Origin of the sequence: Citreicoccus inhibens (assembly GCF_019039035.1) — a bacterium.
Lineage (GTDB): Bacteria > Myxococcota > Myxococcia > Myxococcales > Myxococcaceae > Citreicoccus > Citreicoccus inhibens.
In genome coordinates this window covers 26550-42238 of the sequence record NZ_JAHNZT010000025.1, presented here as the reverse complement: position 1 = coordinate 42238, position 15689 = coordinate 26550, and the positions used below count along the sequence as shown (strand labels likewise).

Genomic DNA, 15689 nt, shown 5'->3' with positions numbered 1-15689 from the left:
CCGAAGCGCGAGCACGGCCACGGGAAGGACCTGCCCGCGCACGGGCCTCACGGCATGCCGGGGCCGAGGCAGGGGGAGGGAACGGGATGCACTCCCTTCCTCGGCCACCGAGCGGGCGGCTCGCCGCCCCGTCACTTCAGGCGCCGAGCACTTCGCGGAGCACGTGCTGGAAGTAGTTCGTGCTGCCGACGTGGGTGTTGAAGTGCTTGGCGGACTGATGGAGGCGCTGGGCAACGGCCTCGAACTCCGCCTCGCTGACGTCGCGCAGGGACATGTAGAGGCGCGCGGCGGCGCGCAGGTGGGAGAAGAGCGGGTTCTTCGCCTCACCGTCGGGACGCCGGAGCAGGTGGCGGAAGAGCTGCTCGAACTCCTGGTCCGGAACAGCGTGGCCGGTGGCGCGGCAGAACGCGGCGGCGGTGGTCTCGATGAGGAAGAAGAAAGGCTGGTAGTCCGGGGGTGGCGCCTTGGTGAAGTTGGGCGGCTGCTTGTTCCCGGTCCAGAGCTTCGAGATGGGCTGGAGCGACACGTGGGCGGTGGTGTCTCCGAAGCGCACGGGGACGAGGTCGCCCACGGTCTTCACCTGCCCTTGCTCATCCCGCTCCACGGGAACGAACAGGCGCATGGGGTCATCCACCTTCACGCCCGCCTTCTCCAACTCCGCCACCGCAGTCACGTCCATTGCCTGGGCACTCCTCCGAAGGCGCACCCTACCTGTCTCGGGGGAGCGCCATCCACGTCAGAGTGAAGGCCGTCCGCTCCGCAACGAACTCCCACCCATGGACTTCCCCGGAGACCCACGAATCCACCCCGCTTGCCTGCACGTGGGTCGTGCCTTACACACGGGGCATGTCGGAGTTCCCCAATCGCAGTCCCCGTCCGTATGACGAGGAGCAAGAGCTGACGTGGTACGTGCTTCACAACTACCACTGCTTCGCCACGAACCTGGACCGTCGCGTCTTCAGGTCCATCCACGGAAGGCGCTCGGCCCTCCCGCGGACAACAGCTCCGGAGAACAGCGTCTGGCGGAAATGGGAGGGATGGGACGATCCTGAAGTGAACGCCGCGCTGGCGGGTGGACTCGATGCGGCCGAGCACAACTTCCGGAACCGTGTGCTCAAGGAGCACGCCCAGGACATCCACATCAACCGCTGTGGCCAGTGCAATCGGATTGTCAGAACGCCGCAGGCCCGCCAGTGCTTCTGGTGCGGCTACGACTGGCACCCGAAGCCCTGACGGGCCAACCGCCGAGACCCGCCCGTCAGTGATTGAACCGGGCTTCCAGCGTGCTCAAGCGCTGCTGGTCCGCCGGACCGAACTCAGTGGAGTAGAGCGGGCGGCCATCGGGGCCGTCGACCCGCACCACCTCCAGGGCCAGCTTCAGGTCCGGAGCTTCCGCCACGCGCCCCCAATCACTCTCAGCCCCGGGGGACAGCGACCAGTCCGCGGTCGCGCCCGGCTCCAGGCCGCCAGGAATCGCATACTCGAAGTTCGCTTGGAGCACGGGCGTCGAGCTGGCCGGTCCAGTCAAGACACCTCGGAAGGCGACGTGAGAGACGCGCTGCTCCAGGTCGTTCTTCACGGAGATATCGATGAGGGGCTTCTTCTCCCCGGACCGCACCGCAACCTTCCGGAATAGCGACCGCGTCACCGAGAAGCGCGCCAACTCCACGCGTGCCTTCTCCGCCGCGAGCTTCTTCTGGGTCAGCGACTTCAGCTCCGCCACGGCTTGAGCGCGCTTGCGCTCCTCGGCCTGGGCCTGGAGGTCATACCGAACGCGCCAGCCGTCCGACGTGCGCACGAACGAGAGCGCATGGTTCGTCTCGCGGCGTGGGCTCCCCAGCGCCCAGGCATCGACACGAGCGAGGCGAGCCTCCTTCGAGCCCATCTGCGTCAACTCACCCAGCCTGCCGAAGAAGTCCCCGGGCCCGAGATCCGGATGGACGCGCTTGACCGAAACCATGGCGGAGTCATCACTCACGGCCATGACCGTCACCTCGCAGTCCGTGTGCTTGGACATCCCCTCGGCGAGCGCCTGCATCCCGGGCGCGAGCGCGGCCTTCATGCCCTGAGTGATGGGATTGCCTCCGGCCCCATGCTTCTGGAGGAACTCCAGGTCCTCCTGGCGCAGATGCTCCGAGGGCTGGACTCCCTCGGGGAAGGCTTCGAGCGTCGGCGACGTGAGCTGGTTGTAGTGGCAGAGCCACTCCGCCTGAGTGCGGAGTTCGCTCTCCTCTCGACGACATCCGACGAGCGCCAGCGTGAGCAGCACTCCCAAGGCGATGCGCATGACTCCCCCGTTCGGTGGCACGGTCATCGCCTGCGCGATGACGACTGGAACGGGGGCGCAGCGTAGGGATGGTGTCACGGGCTGACGACCCACCCCACGGGATGGGCAGAAGCTGCTCGCCAACAGGCGCCTCCGCCGAGGGGAGGACCGATGCGCCTGGGAGGTCCATCCCCAAGTTCCGTGCTCAACGAAAGCGACTGAAGGGTCACCTCGCCCACATTCCACTTTCGAATCGCGGAGGCCCATCCCATGCTCCCGGCCTTCGCGTCCCTCAACCAGGAAGACACCCATGGAAGACCTTCAGGAGTTCGCGCGGCAGGTCTTCGCCGCCCAGCCCTTCAGTCAGTTCCTCGGCGCGCAGTTGGCGAGCGCGGGCCCCGGTACGGCGGAGCTCCGGCTGCCCATCGTCGATCACCTGAAGCAGCAGCACGGCTTCGTCCACGGGGGTGTGCTGAGCTACCTCGCCGACAACGCCATCACCTTCGCCGGAGGGCTGGCGCTGGGAGGCAACGCGCTCACCTCCGAGTACAAGATCAACTACCTGCGCCCCGCGGTGGGAACGCTGCTCATCGCCAGAGCGCAGGCGAAGGGAACCGGGAAGCGGCAAGCCATCTGCCAGTGCGAGATCTTCGCGGTCAACAACGGCGAGGAGAAGCTCTGCGCCCTCGCCCAAGGAACCGTGGTCTCCGCCGCGTCTTGAGAGCAACGCCCGCGCCGCTCACTTCGCGCGGGCTGCCCACTTCAATGGGACGGCAGGCCGGATCATGGCCTCCCATTGAAGTCGTAGAGACCGCCGCGCCGCTCGAAGCGCTCCATGGAGAAGGCGACCTGGGCCCACGCTGAGTCCAGTCCCTGAGCAAGAATGGGCGCGCTGTAGCGGTGCTTTCCCTCGGCGTTGTCGAAAAAGCGCCCCGCTGGATCCACCATCGCGTAGCTGCCGAGCATGTCCTCGTTGTCCTCAGGAACAAGCACGATGCCATCACCCTCCAAGGCGCGATGACGGGCGACGAACGCATTGAACTCCTGGGAGTCACAGCACAGGCCATCGACTTTCCCGCTGTTCTGCCCCTCCACGCGGAGAATATTCAGCAACTTCCACCGCTCTGGCCTCAGCGCGCGAAGGAGCTCCGTCTGGTCCTCTCCCTTGTTCAACTGGGTAACGACAGTATTGATCTTCAAGCGCATCCCGGCTGCGCGAACCCCCTCGGCCATGGCGACGTAGTCGGCTGGAGACAGTGCGCGTCCTTGGACTGCTCGCCCCAGTTTGACATGCGTTTCGGGCGAGATGCTGTCGATGCTCAGCGTGACCCAATCCATGACACCGCGCAGTCTTGCGATAGTGTCGGCTCGGAGTTGACTACCGTTGGTCACAAGCATCGTGATGGCGCCGTGCGCCTTGGCAGCCTTCGCCAAGTCCGGCAGCCAGGGACACAGCAACGGCTCTCCTCCCGCGAAGGTGATTTTCTTGAAGCGATGCGCCAGCACATCCACCAAGCGCAACGCCTCTTGCTCGGGAAGGTGGCCCTTGGGTAGCACGTCTGCGCGGACATCCTTGAACGTCGCGAAACAGAACCGGCACCGCATGTTGCAGGGCTCCCACAGATGGAAGTTGACCGAGGCCGGCAGCACCTTCGCGCCAAGGGACGGAGATTCTGAATGCGAGGGACTCGACAGCGAGTTCATGAAGCCTCCAGCGAGCGCCTTCACCTGCGCTCAAAGGCTCCACTCTCCCCAGGTCAGAAAATGTGACCCAATTTCATAACCTACTGACATTCCTCGGGAAATTTGGCCCGTAAATTCGCCCGGGCGCGCTGGAGTCTTTTTCGGACGGCGACAGGCGTGATGTGCAACTGCCGCGCAATCTCCACATCCGTCCGCTCCTCGTAGTACCGCATTCGCAGAAGTTCCCACTCTTTAACGGGGAGTTGGCAGCTTGCCCAAGTGAGGGCACAGAGCGCCTCCGCGGAGATGAGCTGCTCATCCTGCCGGACAGGACAGACGGGCTCAGACCGCTCCTCCAAACAGCAGGCGCGACTCCTCTGCCGGAACTCATCCCTGGCACTGAACTCGATCGAGCGCAGAAAGTACTGCTCGAAATCCCAAGGAGGAGGAACTCTCAAGCAGGTGCTGATGAGGGTCGTGTGCACGACATCCTCTACATCATGGCTCTGCACGAATCGGCTCGCGACACGGCGAGCCTTCTCCATCAAGTCAGCTTGCTGGATGCGCTGCTCCAGACAGTCCGAGGCGTCTGAGCCAAGCGCGCTTGACTCGGACTTGAAGTCAGCAACTCCCACGACCTGGGGTGTGGAGTCCTGTCGTCTCGTGGCAAGCAGCGCCTCACGCCCAGCCTCCCAGGAGTACGAATTGGCATCGGCCAGTCGGGCCGAAACACCAGGTTGGGACCAGAAGCGCCGGGACTCGGCAGGGAACATCGCTTCGAGCCAGCTATCTGGCGCGATGCACGCCAGGAGGAGCAGCAACCCAGTTCCACCGAGCGATGCGCGAGCAAGCCGCCACGACCACTGAGACACTTTCACACCAGCGCGCAGCAGGAGCACGCCAACGGTCAGGACAGCCCACGCCGCGAAGGTCATGACGACCGCACCAATCCACACGTTCGAGATGACTCGCCCCGCCCCAGTGGAAACGCTGAGCCAGCACCCCATCCAGAGAAGGCCCCCCAGCATCAGCCACGGTCGCCGAGTGACAGGTGAAGGGGGAGTGCCCCTCCCTAGGAGCGCGCGACCCACATTCCTGGCGGTGACGACAATGAAGATGGCTAGCACAGATGCCAGAAGCATGGCGAAGACCTGGGCCATCTCTGCGAAAGTGCCGACAGCGAGAACTCCCATGGGATTGAGCGAATACCCCACGCCCAGAACCCCCAACCCTATCGCCACCCCAATACTCAATACCGTCAGGGGGAGACAGACGCGGATGACGAAGACCCCCAACACCGTCGCGGCGATGAGCCAACGCCAGACAGGAATCCGAGACGGCTGTGCTCGAACCTCGCCAGCTCCCGACATATCCCTCGCCTTCGCTCAAGATTCGCTTCACCATAGAGCATCCCGGAGCAGCCCAGAGAACCTGCCCTGGTGAGCCCCTGGTGTCTTCCGCACAATGGGGCGCTTCAGACCCGTGGAGTGGACCACTCGCCGCCCTCTACGAGGCGAGTCCGCGCCCCGCCAGAGCAGCCACTTCGAAGAGGCCAAACTGGCAAAGCTCAATCCACGCGCGACGCCGAACGCAAGGCGGGACGACCGGACAACGAGCGCTCTCGAGCCAACCACCAGGGCCCCTCTCGTCACCGCATCACCGATACACGTGCACCGACTCAGGTCATAGCGCAGCGGCATCGCCCCTGAGCTTGGCCATCTCCGTGCCGCGGCCACCCTCCACGACTACCGTGAAGCCAGCGCACCGCAACATCGCCGGGACGTTGCCCTGCAAGCGCTGAAGCGCTCCGCTCCTGGCTGGCAAGGCCAGTCTGCACTCATACACTGAGTTCCTGCGCTCCTCCGGCCACACCACCACAATCCGAAATTCCAAGCATCCCATGGCATGGCGTGCGATGTGTCATGCCGTGACCTCGTCGGACTCGCGCCCGGAGCCGCGCAGCGACGACACGTCGCAGGGCCCAAGCGACGCGGGGCCATCTTGACCGATGACCCGAGCCCACACGCACCGACGACCCGGCGCATCGCCCATCCGGCGCATTGGAGGACTCGGCATATCCCAAACGGACCCGCCGAGTCGTGAACCCGCGTCAAAGGTTGACACACACTCCCAAACAACCCCGACCACATCATCAACGTTGGCAGGCAATGAATAGGAATGGCCGCCCCAACCGAGGCACGCGCATTGCTGGCTCGCGCCGCTTCCTGCTTCCGGGGGGACCATGGACGACGCGACGACGAACCGCTTCTGGGCTGTTTGGAACGAGCTGCGCCCGCAACTCCTGAAGCTGAGTCTCCAGCGAACGGGGGGACACTGGGCCGATGCCGAAGACGCGCTGAGCATCGCGATGCTCCGAGCACTCCAGGCCTTCGATGCGCGGCAGCATGACCTGAATTCAGGGACTGGGGAGCGCGGACATCGCACGTGAGTTGGGGCTTACCCCCGTCAACGTGCGCCGTCGCTTGATGCTCGCCTATCGCAGCCTCGCGGCGGGACTTGGCGCGGATGCGCAGGAAATGGTGGACGAAATAACCGCGTGAGGACTCGGGCCGTCTTCCTTTCGAGCGCGGCCCCTTCGCACTCGCGGCCCCGACGCAGGGCGCGGCGCTCATTCCCATCCATCACGAGCCGCGCGTCGCGCGGAACAAGGAGCACGCCATGAGCAAGATGTACGTCGACTTCATCAACAACACCGGTCGTACGTGGACCATGGGTCTGTATCAGACGCTGCCGGACTCGCCCGGCCTGGAGAGCGTCTCGTGGCTCCAGTCGACCGCGGCGGACGGCGGCGAAACGGGCGTCGAGTGGACCGTCGACTACCAGGCCATGCTCGCCAACTACAAGCAGATCGGCGGTCGCGGCGTCTACAAGGCCAGCCAGAAGAAGGGAACCATGCTCGGCAAGCGCTGGAAGGTCATCTACTCCGAGAGCGTCCAGCAGTTGGTGGAGGACGGGAGCGCCGAGCGGCCCGACCAGACAGGGCGTGAACCAGCACCTCGAGGCGCTGGAGGCACGCTACGCGTACAGCGGCGAGCTGGGCTCCGCCGACAAGACGGGCACGCTCGCGGCCAATGCCTCCACGTCGTGGGAGAAGAACACGTCTACGAGCCTGTCCTTCGACTGGGCGGATCCGCGCAACCCCGGAACGGGCTCGTGCAGCGTCCGCATCGGGGACAGCGCGCAGTCGCTGCCGCCGCCCCGCGAGGGCATCGACCTGGAGTCCAAGGCGGGCAAGCTGACGAACAACACGACCCGGACCATCCGCTACACGCTCAAGTAGTCACGCCCGGAGCGCACCCGCGAGCCCAGGTGCCCCCCCGGCGCGACCACCTCGGGGGACACCGCGCCCGTGCTCAGAGCGTGGGGTAGTCGATGTAGCCCTTCGCTCCGCCGCCGTAGAGCGTGGCCTTGTCGAGCTTCGCCAGCGGCGCGTCCTCGCGCAGGCGGCGCACCAGGTCTGGGTTCGAGATGTACGAACGACCGAACGACACCAGGTCCGCGCCATCCTCGATGGCCTTCTTCGCCAGCGCGCCGTCGTAGCCGTTGTTCACCATCCACGCGCCCTTGCCGCCGGCCTCGCGGTACGCCCGCTTCATCGCCGCATAGTCAAATGGCCGGTCGGGCAGCTCGCGCGGGCCGCCCGTCGCGCCCTCGATGACATGCACATACGACAGATCCCACTTCGCCAGCTCGCGCACGACGTACTCAAACAGCGGCTGCGGGTTGGAATCGAACGCGTCGTTCGCCGTCGTGACCGGGGACAAGCGAATGCCGGTCTTCTTCGCGCCAATCCCATCCACGACCGCGCGCATCACCTCCAACATGAAGCGGGCGCGGTTCTCGATGCTCCCACCGTAAGCATCCGTCCGGTGGTTGGAGCCGCTCTTGAGGAATTGATCCAAGAGATAGCCGTTGGCCCCGTGGACCTCGACTCCGTCGAAGCCGCCGAGCGTCACCGCGTTGCGCGCGGCGGTGGCGTAGTCCCGCACGATGCCGGGCAGCTCCGCCAGCTCCAGCGCCCGAGGCAGGGCCGTGGGCACGAACTCAGCGGCACCATTCCGAAGCAGCACGGTCTTGGCGTTCGCCACGACGGCGGACGGCGCGACCGGAGCCCCATGGTTCGGCTGAAGCTCGTGGTGCGAAATGCGCCCCACATGCCAGAGCTGCGCGACGATGCGGCCCTTCGCCTCATGCACCGCGTCCGTCACCCGTCGCCAACCCACGAGCTGATCGGGGTGGTACAGGCCGGGCACATCCGCGTAGCCCTGCCCCTGATGGGAGATGGCGGTGGCCTCGCTGATGAGCAGCCCCGCGGTCGCCCGCTGCGCGTAATAGGTGGCGGCGATGTCCGGGGGGATCGCGTTGGGCGAGCGGTTGCGCGTCAGCGGCGCCATGACGACGCGGTTGGCGAGCGGCAGGTCGCCCACGGTGATGGGGTCGAAGAGAGTCGGCATGAGCGCTTCGTCCAGCGAGGGAAAGAGAGAACGGCGCAACGTAACGAGATGTCGCCCGGGTCTCCATCGTTTGTATGCCTGCTCGAATGCGACGGAGGGAGGCAAATGCTCTCGGCCGCCCGGCATCCAGGAGCCGCGCGGGGTGCTGCACGGTGCCTGTACACCCTGTGGCACAGCGTGCACGGCGTTGCGCACAGAGGCGCTCGCCAGGAGTGCCTGTCGAGGGGCGAGCAAGAGGCACGCCCCTTGCTCACCTGGCCCGTGGGCCGGAACGAAGGCACTCCGAGAACGAGCAACGCGTGAACTCAAGCCAGAAGACAGACAGCGGGCACCGAGAAGACAGTCATCGGATACAGCGACACAGGTGGGTCGGCAGTCTCTGCATGGGGATGTTGCTGTTCACAGGCTGCGACGCAGGGACGAAGGGCGAGGCGGGTCCGCAGGGGGAGAGAGGCCCCCAAGGGGAGCGCGGTCCCCCAGGAGCGCCGGGCCCCGCGGGTGAATCGAAGAACAGCGCACCCTGCGACGGGTGGGTTTACGTGGACGCAAAGGGGGTAGTGGTCGCGCCCATCTGTGCTCCCTATCTCGTCGATGATCAAGGTTATCGGTGGGGGGTGAACAAGGAGACGGGTCAGCCTACCTACGAGGGGACCCTCCCGAGCTACCTCTTCCGCGGCAACGACCTTGCCTCGGCGGTGTACTTCGAGACGAGCGACTGCACGGGAACGCCATACATGACGCTCCCCATCCTCCCGCGCATGCCCTTCCCCGTGAAGGGCAAGTATCGCGTGCGCGGAGAGACGGATGTCTGGGCAATGCGGACCTTCCGTTCGAGCTGGCAAGACGACGGGGCGTGCTACAGCTTCGCGAACAGACCGCCTACGGAGGACATGGAAGCCTTCCCCATGGGGCCCGAGGTCACGGTCACGCCCCCGGCTGGATTCCAAGGCCCGCTCCACTTGGAGCAGCGTCGCTGAGCTGCCTCGCATGACGCTGGGACTCCGAGCCCCACTTGGCTCGGAGTCCGTGAGGTCGGGGGCCGTGGAGCACAGATAGGCTGTGCCATGGCATCCCTCTGAGGCGCCCCCTCCAGGCGCTCCCCTCGCTGGCCCTTAATGACGTGGCGCGCGCGGTCTCCCTGCTCGAACGAATCTTCTCGCCGCGCAACCCCGGCGGAGACGACGTGGTCTACCTCCCGAGGACCCCGGCCCGGAGCGACGTGGAGTGGCTTCGTGGCGTGGGGCTCGACCCGAACGCGAGCCTCCGGCTCACGCATGACGAGGCGGTGTCCGCGGTCCTCGCTGCGCGGAAGCACTCCAGCATCGCCGAAGGCGTCGAGGCCTTCGAGAGCGGTCGCGCCACCGCGGGCGCGCCGCCGCGTGGATGCTTCCTCGAAGCCGTCCTGCTCGCGCACGGCATGTCGGCGCATTCGATGTCATCCCCGAGGAAGGATCCAGCCATGGCGTGGTGCCGCGTGTGCGGCCTTTCGCCCGAGCTGCTCGTGCATCCCGCGAGGATGTTCGCGCAATGGCATACAGGAGGCTCGGGCATCCCACGAGCCATTGCGTGGGCGGTCGTGGCCTTGGGACAGCTGGGCACCTGGAAGACGCGTGTGCCCACACCACTCGCAAAGGCCCGGCTTGCGCATGCGCTGAAGGGCCTGGATGGACTGGCCCCTGAGACACCGCCTCGACGACATCGGCCCGCAGAAGCCCCAGGCCCAGACGATGCGCCACGGGTGGCCCGCTCAAGCGCCAGTCGCCTCGCGGACAAAAACAAAGGGCTTTGAACCAGAGGTCCAAAGCCCTGAAGACTTTCCAACTTGTGTGCCCAGGGGCGGAATCGAACCACCGACACGGGGATTTTCAGTCCCCTGCTCTACCGACTGAGCTACCTGGGCGAAACGCGGCTGCGAGAAGCACCGCGCTTGTAGAGGTAGACGCTGGCGGCGTCAACCTCTTTCCTCCCCAGTCCCACCTCAGGCCGCCAGCCGGAGCGCCTCACCGTCCCAGGCCGTACAACTCGCGGTGAGCCGGTGCCGCAGCTTGGTCCGCAGCGCCTGCTCAATCTGCCGGATGCGCACCGCCGTCACCCCGAACCGGCGAGCCAGCAGCTCCGCGCTCACCCCCTCCTCCACCAGCATCCGCTCCTCCACCAGCGCCCGCTCCCGCGCGTCCAACTCGGGCCAGGCCTCCTCCACGCTCTCCCGCAGCTTCGCCACCCACCGCGTGCGGTCCGCCGACTCCTCCGGCGACACGTCCTCGGCCATCAGCTGCTCCAGCCGTGTCACCTCCCCGTCCTGGCCCACCGGCGCGTCCAACGACACGTCCTTGACCAGCCCCTCCGCCCCCCGCGCCACGTCCTCCTCCGTCCGGCCCAACACATCCGCCAGGCGCTTCTCCACCTCCGGGTGCCCCTCTCCCCACCGGGCCTCCAGGCGCGCGCGCTCCCGCCGAAGCTGGAACACCACCCACGGCGCCCGCCCGCCCGCCACGCTCCAGTTGCGAGCCACGTAGGCGCGGATCCGCGCGCGGATCCACTGCTGCGCATAGGCCCCGAACGGAATCCCCCGGTCCTCGAAGCGGCTCGCCGCCTCCATCAGCCCCACGTTCCCCTCCGCCACCAGCTCGTCCAGCGGGAGCCCCGTCCATCGGTATTTCCACGCCAGCCGCTGCACCAGCTCCAGATGGCCGCGAACACGCGCCTCCACCTGCGGCCCGCTTCCCCCCTGCATCGGGCACTTCGTCGTGGTCACACTCACCTCTGCCGCTTCCATGGACAGACCTCCTGCAAGTCACCCGCGCCCCCACTGCGCGCGAACGCCCAAGAGATATGAGGAAGGCGTCCATGAGAAAATGAGGTAGTTTGAGCGTTATTCTTCGGTTATTCCTAAGTCATGTCCTGGCTCAACTACCACCATCTCCTGTATTTCTGGACGGTTGCGCGGGCGGGCAGCATCGCCAAGGCCAGCGAGGAGCTGCACCTGGCGCAGCCCACCATCAGCAGCCAGCTCAAGCTCCTGGAGGAGTCGCTGGGCCACAAGCTGTTCGAGCGCCAGGGGCGCAAGCTGGCGCTCACCGACGTGGGCCGCACCGTCATGCGGTACGCGGACGAAATCTTCCGGCTGGGCAACGAGCTGAAGAACGTGGTCGCGGGCCACCCCGCGGGCCAGCAGGCGCGCCTCAACGTCGGGCTGCTCGACGTCATCCCCAAGCTGGTCGCCGAGCAGCTCCTCAAGCCCGCGCTGGAGGCGGGCCCCTCGCTGCGCGTCATCTGCCGCGAAGGGCCGCTGCCGCAGTTGCTCGCCTCCCTGGCGCTGCATGAGCTGGACGTGGTGCTCGCGGACGCGCCGGGCGCGGAGACCGTGAGCGTGCGCTCGTTCAACCACTTGCTGGGCAAGTGCGGCGTCACCTTCTTCGCCGCGAGCGGGCTGGCCCATCTGAAGAATGACTTTCCGCGCTCGCTCGATGGCGCGCCCGTGCTGTTGCCCTCGGATGAGTCCTCGGTGCGTCGCTCGTTGGACCTGTGGTTCGAGCGACAGGGCCTGCGTCCCCTCATCGCGGGAGACTTCGACGACAGCGCCATGCTCCAGGCCTTCGGGCAGACAGGGCACGGCGTCTTCGCCATGCCCTCCATCACCGAGGCCGAGGTGGTTCGCCAGCTCAACGTCTCCGTCATCGGCCGGACGGATGAAATCGAGACCTGCTTCTACGCCATCACCGTGGAGCGGCGCCTGCGCCATCCCTCCGTCGTCGCCATCGCCGAAGCCGCGCGCGCGCACGTGTTCGGGACCTGAGCGCCCACGCGTCCGCGCGGGCCTTGGGCAACGCCCCATGGAGGTATGCCTTCACCCGGGTGGGTACCCCCGCGGGCAGAGGACTGCCGACCCGCGGACAATCCCTGGCACGGATGTCCAACACCCGGCGCCCTGCCGATTTCACGTTTTCCAACGATTGCACAAGCATTGACCGTCCTGGTGGTGTAGAGGTCGCCGCATCGCCCTGGGGCCACGATGCGGCCGGCCCCGCGGCTCCATCCGCCCAACAGGAGAACATGATGGTGAAAGCACTTCATTGGGGAGTGTGTGTGGCATTGCTCGCGGTGGGGTGCTCGGACGAGCCCACCTCGCCCCCGCCCGCGGAGGCATCTCGCGAGGAGCGCGTGGGCCAGAAGCTGGAGTCCCTGCGCAACCAGCCCGCGCCGCTGCGCGACTTCCTGGTGCAGTTGCCCAAGGGAGCGGACCTCCACAATCACCTGTCCGGCGCGGTGACGATGGAGAACCTCATCCAATGGGGCACCGAGGACGGCGTCTGCGTGAACACCACCACGTGGGTGGCGGCGGCTCCGCCGTGCGCGGCGGGCGCGCTGTCCATGGTCAATACCCAGACGGACGCGACGTTCAAGCGCAACATCCTGGAGGCGTGGTCCATGGAGGGCTTCCAGGGCACGCTGCTCGAAGGGCACCAGCACTTCTTCGACGCGTTCGGGAAGTTCGGCGCGGTGCTCAGCGAGCCGCGCACGGATGACTCCATCGCGGACGTGCTGAACACGGCGGGCCGGAATCATCAAATCTATGTGGAGCTGCTCCAGGGATTGAGCTCCAGCACCGTGGGGAAGCTGGCCGCCAAGTACATCCAGCCGGGTGACCCGTGGGACGAGGCGTATCTCCTGAAGAAGCGCGGCGAGCTGCTGGCGGACCCGGTGTTCACCGCCACGATGGAGGCCACGCAGGCGTCCATCACCAAGTCCATCACCGGCGCGCGCGACCTGCTCAAGTGCGGCACGGCCGCCGCGGAGCCGGGCTGCGACGTGGCGACGCGCTTCGTGCTCTCCGCCAATCGCACGCAGGATCGCGGCTATGTCTTCGCCCAGTGGGTCTACGCGTACGAGCTGGCGCAGGTCTCTCCGGAGGTCGTGGGCATCAACCTGGTGTCCCCCGAGGAGAATGACAACTCATTGAAGTTCTACGACGACGAGATGTTCGCGCTCGACGTCCTGCGCCGCTTCAACCAGCGCACCGCCAACCGCCGCACCGTCCACATCTCCCTCCACGCCGGCGAGCTCATCCCCGCCGTCCTCCCCACCACGCCCGAGGGCCAGCGGCAGCTCTCCTTCCACATCCGCCACGCGGTGGAGATCGCCCACGCCGAGCGCATCGGGCACGGCGCGGACGTCCTCGACGAGACCGCCGGCGACGGCGCCGAGGACCTGCTCTGGGACATGAACGGCCTGGATGTGATGGTGGAGATCTGCCTGTCGTCCAACAGCATCCTGCTGGGCAAGTCCGGCGCGGCCCATCCGCTCAAGAGCTACCTGGGCCACGGCGTCCCGGTGGCGCTCTCCACGGATGACCAGGGCATCTTCCGCACCAACATCACTGACGAGTACGTGCGCGCCGTCAGCGATCAGGGCCTGGACTACCGCACGCTGAAGGCCATGGTCCGCACCAGCCTGGAGCACGCCTTCCTGCCCGGCGCCAGCCTGTGGAAGACCCGCAGCCAGTACGACGGGCGCGTCGAGGCGTGTGCCCAGGACACGCCCGGCCCGAACGCACCGTCGGCGAACTGCGCCGCGTTGCTCGCCAGCAGCGAGCGCGCCGCCCTCCAGTGGAAGCTGGAGTCCCAGCTCGCCGCGTTCGAGGAAGCCGTCCTGAAGTAACGCGGGCAGCGGGCCGCGCGCGTCTCGCTCAGGCGCGCGCGGTTCCGCGCAGCTCGTTCACCTCGGCCAGCAGCAGCCAATCCGAGGGGAAGTCCGACGAGGCGCGAACGAGCTGCTCCAACCGCTCGGGGCGCAGCGCACCCTTCTCACGCATCTCGCGCACCTCGCGGTAGAGCGTGGCCAGCGCTGGAGACAGCGCCTCGGCCTTGCGCTCCCGCGCGCGCTCCTCGCCATCCCCGGCGGTGAAGGCATCCAGTTCGCCGAACCACTGGTCCCACGCGCCCGTGTCCGCGGGGCCGCCCGCCACGGAAGGCAGGCGCTCGGAGACGTACAGGTGCGCCACCGCCGGCAGCTCCAGCGGACGCCCCGCGAGCTGACCGTGCAGCGCGAGCACTTCTCCGCCGCCCGCCGCGAAGCCCTCCAGCACCAGACCGCTGTCGAACGCGAGCCGAAAGGCCCCTCGCTCCGGGAGACGCGCCGCGCCGAAGGCCACCAGCGCGGGCCCATTCCAGGGCTTGCCCACCGCCTTGCCGTGAAGCGACGCGACCACGGGCCCCTCCAGGCGCGCCAACGCGGTGGAGAGTCCGGGCGCCACCGGGCGCGGCGCCGCGAGCAGCTCCACCACCCGGCCCGTCACCTCGCGCCCATCCGCGAGCACCAGATGGTTGACGGTGCGCGCGTGCATCGCCTCGCGGAGGCCGTAGTCCCCGCCGCGCTTCCAGGCCAGCGAGGACTCGAACTCGGAGAGCACCTCGAAGAGATGCTCGAAGTCGCGCGCGACGAAGAGCTGCGGCTGCATGCGGGTGATGTCGTAGTCCGTGTCCGCGCACGCCACGCTCAAAGGCAGCTTGCGCACCGCGGACGTAAGGCAGTGCTTCGCCTCGCCGATGCTCGACAGCAGGCCCGCGCCGTAGATGCGCGGGTTGGACACATCGCCAATGAGCCCGTACTCCGCCGTCCACCAGTAGAGCCGGCTGGCCCGCGTGCCCTCGCTCACACCTCGGCGGCTCGCGCTGGCGGCCTCCAGCCGGGCCTGCGCGTGCGCCACCTCGACCTCGCTCGCGGTGGGGTCTTCCTTCACCACCGACAGGTTGCGGATCGCCTCGAAGACCGCCTGGTCCTCCACGCTGGAGATGGACTTGAAGCCCACCAGCCCGCAGGCCTTCAGGTACTCGGCGTAGCGGCGGTTGGCGATGATGGGCGCGTGGCCCGCGCTCTCATGGACGATGTCCGGCGCGGGCGTGTACTCGATGTGCTCGTGGGTGCGGATGTCCGACGCGATGGCCAGCACGCCCAACGACTGAAGCTCGGTGAAGACCGCGGGCGGGATGAAGCCACGCACGCCCACGCACGCCCACCCCAGCTTCGACAGCCGCTCGTTCATCTCATCCAGGCTGGGGATGGACTCCATCCCGATGCCCGTGGCCTCCAAACCCTCCAGGTAGACGGGGTGCGCCTTGTCCGCCAGGTGGCCGCGCAGCTTGCCGAGGATGTGCCGCCACACCGCCTGGTCCCGCGGGGTGTACGCCGCGTAGTCCTGCCCCACCACATACCGGCGAAGGTGAGCGGGCAGGTTGGCGATCGTCCGTTCCGTGGGCGTCATGGTG

Annotated in this window: 15 protein-coding genes and 1 tRNA gene; 8 read left to right on the top strand and 8 right to left on the bottom strand. The window is 67.1% G+C overall.

The annotated features are described in order from the left end of the window. Positions 1 to 136: 136 nt before the first annotated feature. Positions 137 to 679: a hypothetical protein gene (locus KRR26_RS24860; RefSeq protein ID WP_120204518.1), complete on the bottom strand. Its 543-nt coding sequence runs from the start codon at positions 677 to 679 to the stop codon at positions 137 to 139. Positions 680 to 846: 167 nt separating this feature from the next. Here KRR26_RS24860 and KRR26_RS24855 point away from each other — a divergent pair, with 167 nt between their 5' ends. Then, positions 847 to 1233 carry a hypothetical protein gene (locus tag KRR26_RS24855; protein WP_147422922.1) on the top strand — a complete coding sequence of 129 codons (387 nt, stop codon included), beginning with the start codon at positions 847 to 849 and terminating at the stop codon, positions 1231 to 1233. A 25-nt stretch (positions 1234 to 1258) separates the two neighbouring features. Here KRR26_RS24855 and KRR26_RS24850 read toward each other — a convergent pair whose 3' ends face one another. Further along, positions 1259 to 2287 carry a hypothetical protein gene (locus KRR26_RS24850; RefSeq protein ID WP_217081033.1) on the bottom strand — a complete coding sequence of 343 codons (1029 nt, stop codon included), beginning with the start codon at positions 2285 to 2287 and terminating at the stop codon, positions 1259 to 1261. A 289-nt stretch (positions 2288 to 2576) separates the two neighbouring features. Here KRR26_RS24850 and KRR26_RS24845 point away from each other — a divergent pair, with 289 nt between their 5' ends. After that, the gene (locus tag KRR26_RS24845; protein WP_120204512.1) at positions 2577 to 2987 is read left to right on the top strand and encodes a PaaI family thioesterase; all 411 of its coding nucleotides are present in this window, start codon (positions 2577 to 2579) and stop codon (positions 2985 to 2987) included. 62 nt (positions 2988 to 3049) lie between these two features. On the opposite strand, the gene KRR26_RS24840 is transcribed toward KRR26_RS24845, so the two are convergent. Next, a complete protein-coding gene (locus tag KRR26_RS24840; protein WP_217081032.1) occupies positions 3050 to 3970 on the bottom strand; it encodes a viperin family antiviral radical SAM protein in 921 nt (306 codons plus the stop codon). Positions 3971 to 4050: 80 nt separating this feature from the next. Further along, positions 4051 to 4884, bottom strand: coding sequence for an RNA polymerase sigma factor (locus KRR26_RS24835; protein ID WP_217081031.1), 834 nt, complete (start codon positions 4882 to 4884; stop codon positions 4051 to 4053). Between the two features lie 1307 nt (positions 4885 to 6191). On the opposite strand from KRR26_RS24835, the gene KRR26_RS24830 reads away from it, so the two are divergent. The 3 genes from KRR26_RS24830 to KRR26_RS24825 all read left to right on the top strand — a co-directional run bounded on the left by KRR26_RS24830 (position 6192) and on the right by KRR26_RS24825 (position 7250). Further along, positions 6192 to 6398 carry a sigma factor gene (locus KRR26_RS24830; RefSeq protein WP_217081030.1) on the top strand — a complete coding sequence of 69 codons (207 nt, stop codon included), beginning with the start codon at positions 6192 to 6194 and terminating at the stop codon, positions 6396 to 6398. 1 nt (position 6399) lies between these two features. Continuing rightward, a complete protein-coding gene (locus KRR26_RS37865; RefSeq protein WP_407931737.1) occupies positions 6400 to 6510 on the top strand; it encodes a hypothetical protein in 111 nt (36 codons plus the stop codon). A 443-nt stretch (positions 6511 to 6953) separates the two neighbouring features. Beyond that, on the top strand, positions 6954 to 7250 hold the full coding sequence (locus tag KRR26_RS24825) for a hypothetical protein (RefSeq protein WP_217081029.1): 297 nt from the start codon (positions 6954 to 6956) through the stop codon (positions 7248 to 7250). Between the two features lie 73 nt (positions 7251 to 7323). Here the strand turns inward: KRR26_RS24825 and KRR26_RS24820 are convergent, their stop codons facing one another. Further along, a complete protein-coding gene (locus KRR26_RS24820) occupies positions 7324 to 8424 on the bottom strand; it encodes an alkene reductase (RefSeq protein WP_217081028.1) in 1101 nt (366 codons plus the stop codon). Between the two features lie 614 nt (positions 8425 to 9038). On the opposite strand from KRR26_RS24820, the gene KRR26_RS24815 reads away from it, so the two are divergent. Beyond that, positions 9039 to 9401, top strand: coding sequence for a hypothetical protein (locus KRR26_RS24815; protein ID WP_217081027.1), 363 nt, complete (start codon positions 9039 to 9041; stop codon positions 9399 to 9401). A gap of 850 nt (positions 9402 to 10251) precedes the next feature. Here the strand turns inward: KRR26_RS24815 and KRR26_RS24810 are convergent. Next, positions 10252 to 10324: transfer RNA gene (locus KRR26_RS24810), tRNA-Phe, on the bottom strand. A gap of 78 nt (positions 10325 to 10402) precedes the next feature. Continuing rightward, positions 10403 to 11200, bottom strand: coding sequence for a sigma-70 family RNA polymerase sigma factor (locus KRR26_RS24805; RefSeq protein WP_120204499.1), 798 nt, complete (start codon positions 11198 to 11200; stop codon positions 10403 to 10405). A 120-nt stretch (positions 11201 to 11320) separates the two neighbouring features. Between KRR26_RS24805 and nhaR the strand changes: the two genes are divergently transcribed. Continuing rightward, positions 11321 to 12220 carry a transcriptional activator NhaR gene (gene nhaR, locus KRR26_RS24800; protein WP_120204497.1) on the top strand — a complete coding sequence of 300 codons (900 nt, stop codon included), beginning with the start codon at positions 11321 to 11323 and terminating at the stop codon, positions 12218 to 12220. Between the two features lie 290 nt (positions 12221 to 12510). Further along, the gene (locus KRR26_RS24795) at positions 12511 to 14082 is read left to right on the top strand and encodes an adenosine deaminase family protein (RefSeq protein ID WP_233576780.1); all 1572 of its coding nucleotides are present in this window, start codon (positions 12511 to 12513) and stop codon (positions 14080 to 14082) included. 28 nt (positions 14083 to 14110) lie between these two features. On the opposite strand, the gene KRR26_RS24790 is transcribed toward KRR26_RS24795, so the two are convergent. Then, positions 14111 to 15685, bottom strand: a complete 1575-nt coding sequence (locus KRR26_RS24790; RefSeq protein WP_120204493.1) for an aromatic amino acid hydroxylase — start codon at positions 15683 to 15685, stop codon at positions 14111 to 14113. Between the last annotated feature and the right edge of the window lie 4 nt (positions 15686 to 15689).

What these genes read in the sequence shown, in the direction of transcription:
- KRR26_RS24860 (WP_120204518.1), bottom strand. Translation starts at nt 679, where the DNA reads ATGGACGTGACTGCGGTGGCGGAGTTGGAGAAGGCGGGCGTGAAGGTG.
- KRR26_RS24855 (WP_147422922.1), top strand. Translation starts at nt 847, where the DNA reads ATGTCGGAGTTCCCCAATCGCAGTCCCCGTCCGTATGACGAGGAGCAA.
- KRR26_RS24850 (WP_217081033.1), bottom strand. Translation starts at nt 2,287, where the DNA reads ATGCGCATCGCCTTGGGAGTGCTGCTCACGCTGGCGCTCGTCGGATGT.
- KRR26_RS24845 (WP_120204512.1), top strand. Translation starts at nt 2,577, where the DNA reads ATGGAAGACCTTCAGGAGTTCGCGCGGCAGGTCTTCGCCGCCCAGCCC.
- KRR26_RS24840 (WP_217081032.1), bottom strand. Translation starts at nt 3,970, where the DNA reads ATGAACTCGCTGTCGAGTCCCTCGCATTCAGAATCTCCGTCCCTTGGC.
- KRR26_RS24835 (WP_217081031.1), bottom strand. Translation starts at nt 4,884, where the DNA reads ATGACCTTCGCGGCGTGGGCTGTCCTGACCGTTGGCGTGCTCCTGCTG.
- KRR26_RS24830 (WP_217081030.1), top strand. Translation starts at nt 6,192, where the DNA reads ATGGACGACGCGACGACGAACCGCTTCTGGGCTGTTTGGAACGAGCTG.
- KRR26_RS24820 (WP_217081028.1), bottom strand. Translation starts at nt 8,424, where the DNA reads ATGCCGACTCTCTTCGACCCCATCACCGTGGGCGACCTGCCGCTCGCC.
- KRR26_RS24805 (WP_120204499.1), bottom strand. Translation starts at nt 11,200, where the DNA reads ATGGAAGCGGCAGAGGTGAGTGTGACCACGACGAAGTGCCCGATGCAG.
- nhaR (WP_120204497.1), top strand. Translation starts at nt 11,321, where the DNA reads ATGTCCTGGCTCAACTACCACCATCTCCTGTATTTCTGGACGGTTGCG.
- KRR26_RS24790 (WP_120204493.1), bottom strand. Translation starts at nt 15,685, where the DNA reads ATGACGCCCACGGAACGGACGATCGCCAACCTGCCCGCTCACCTTCGC.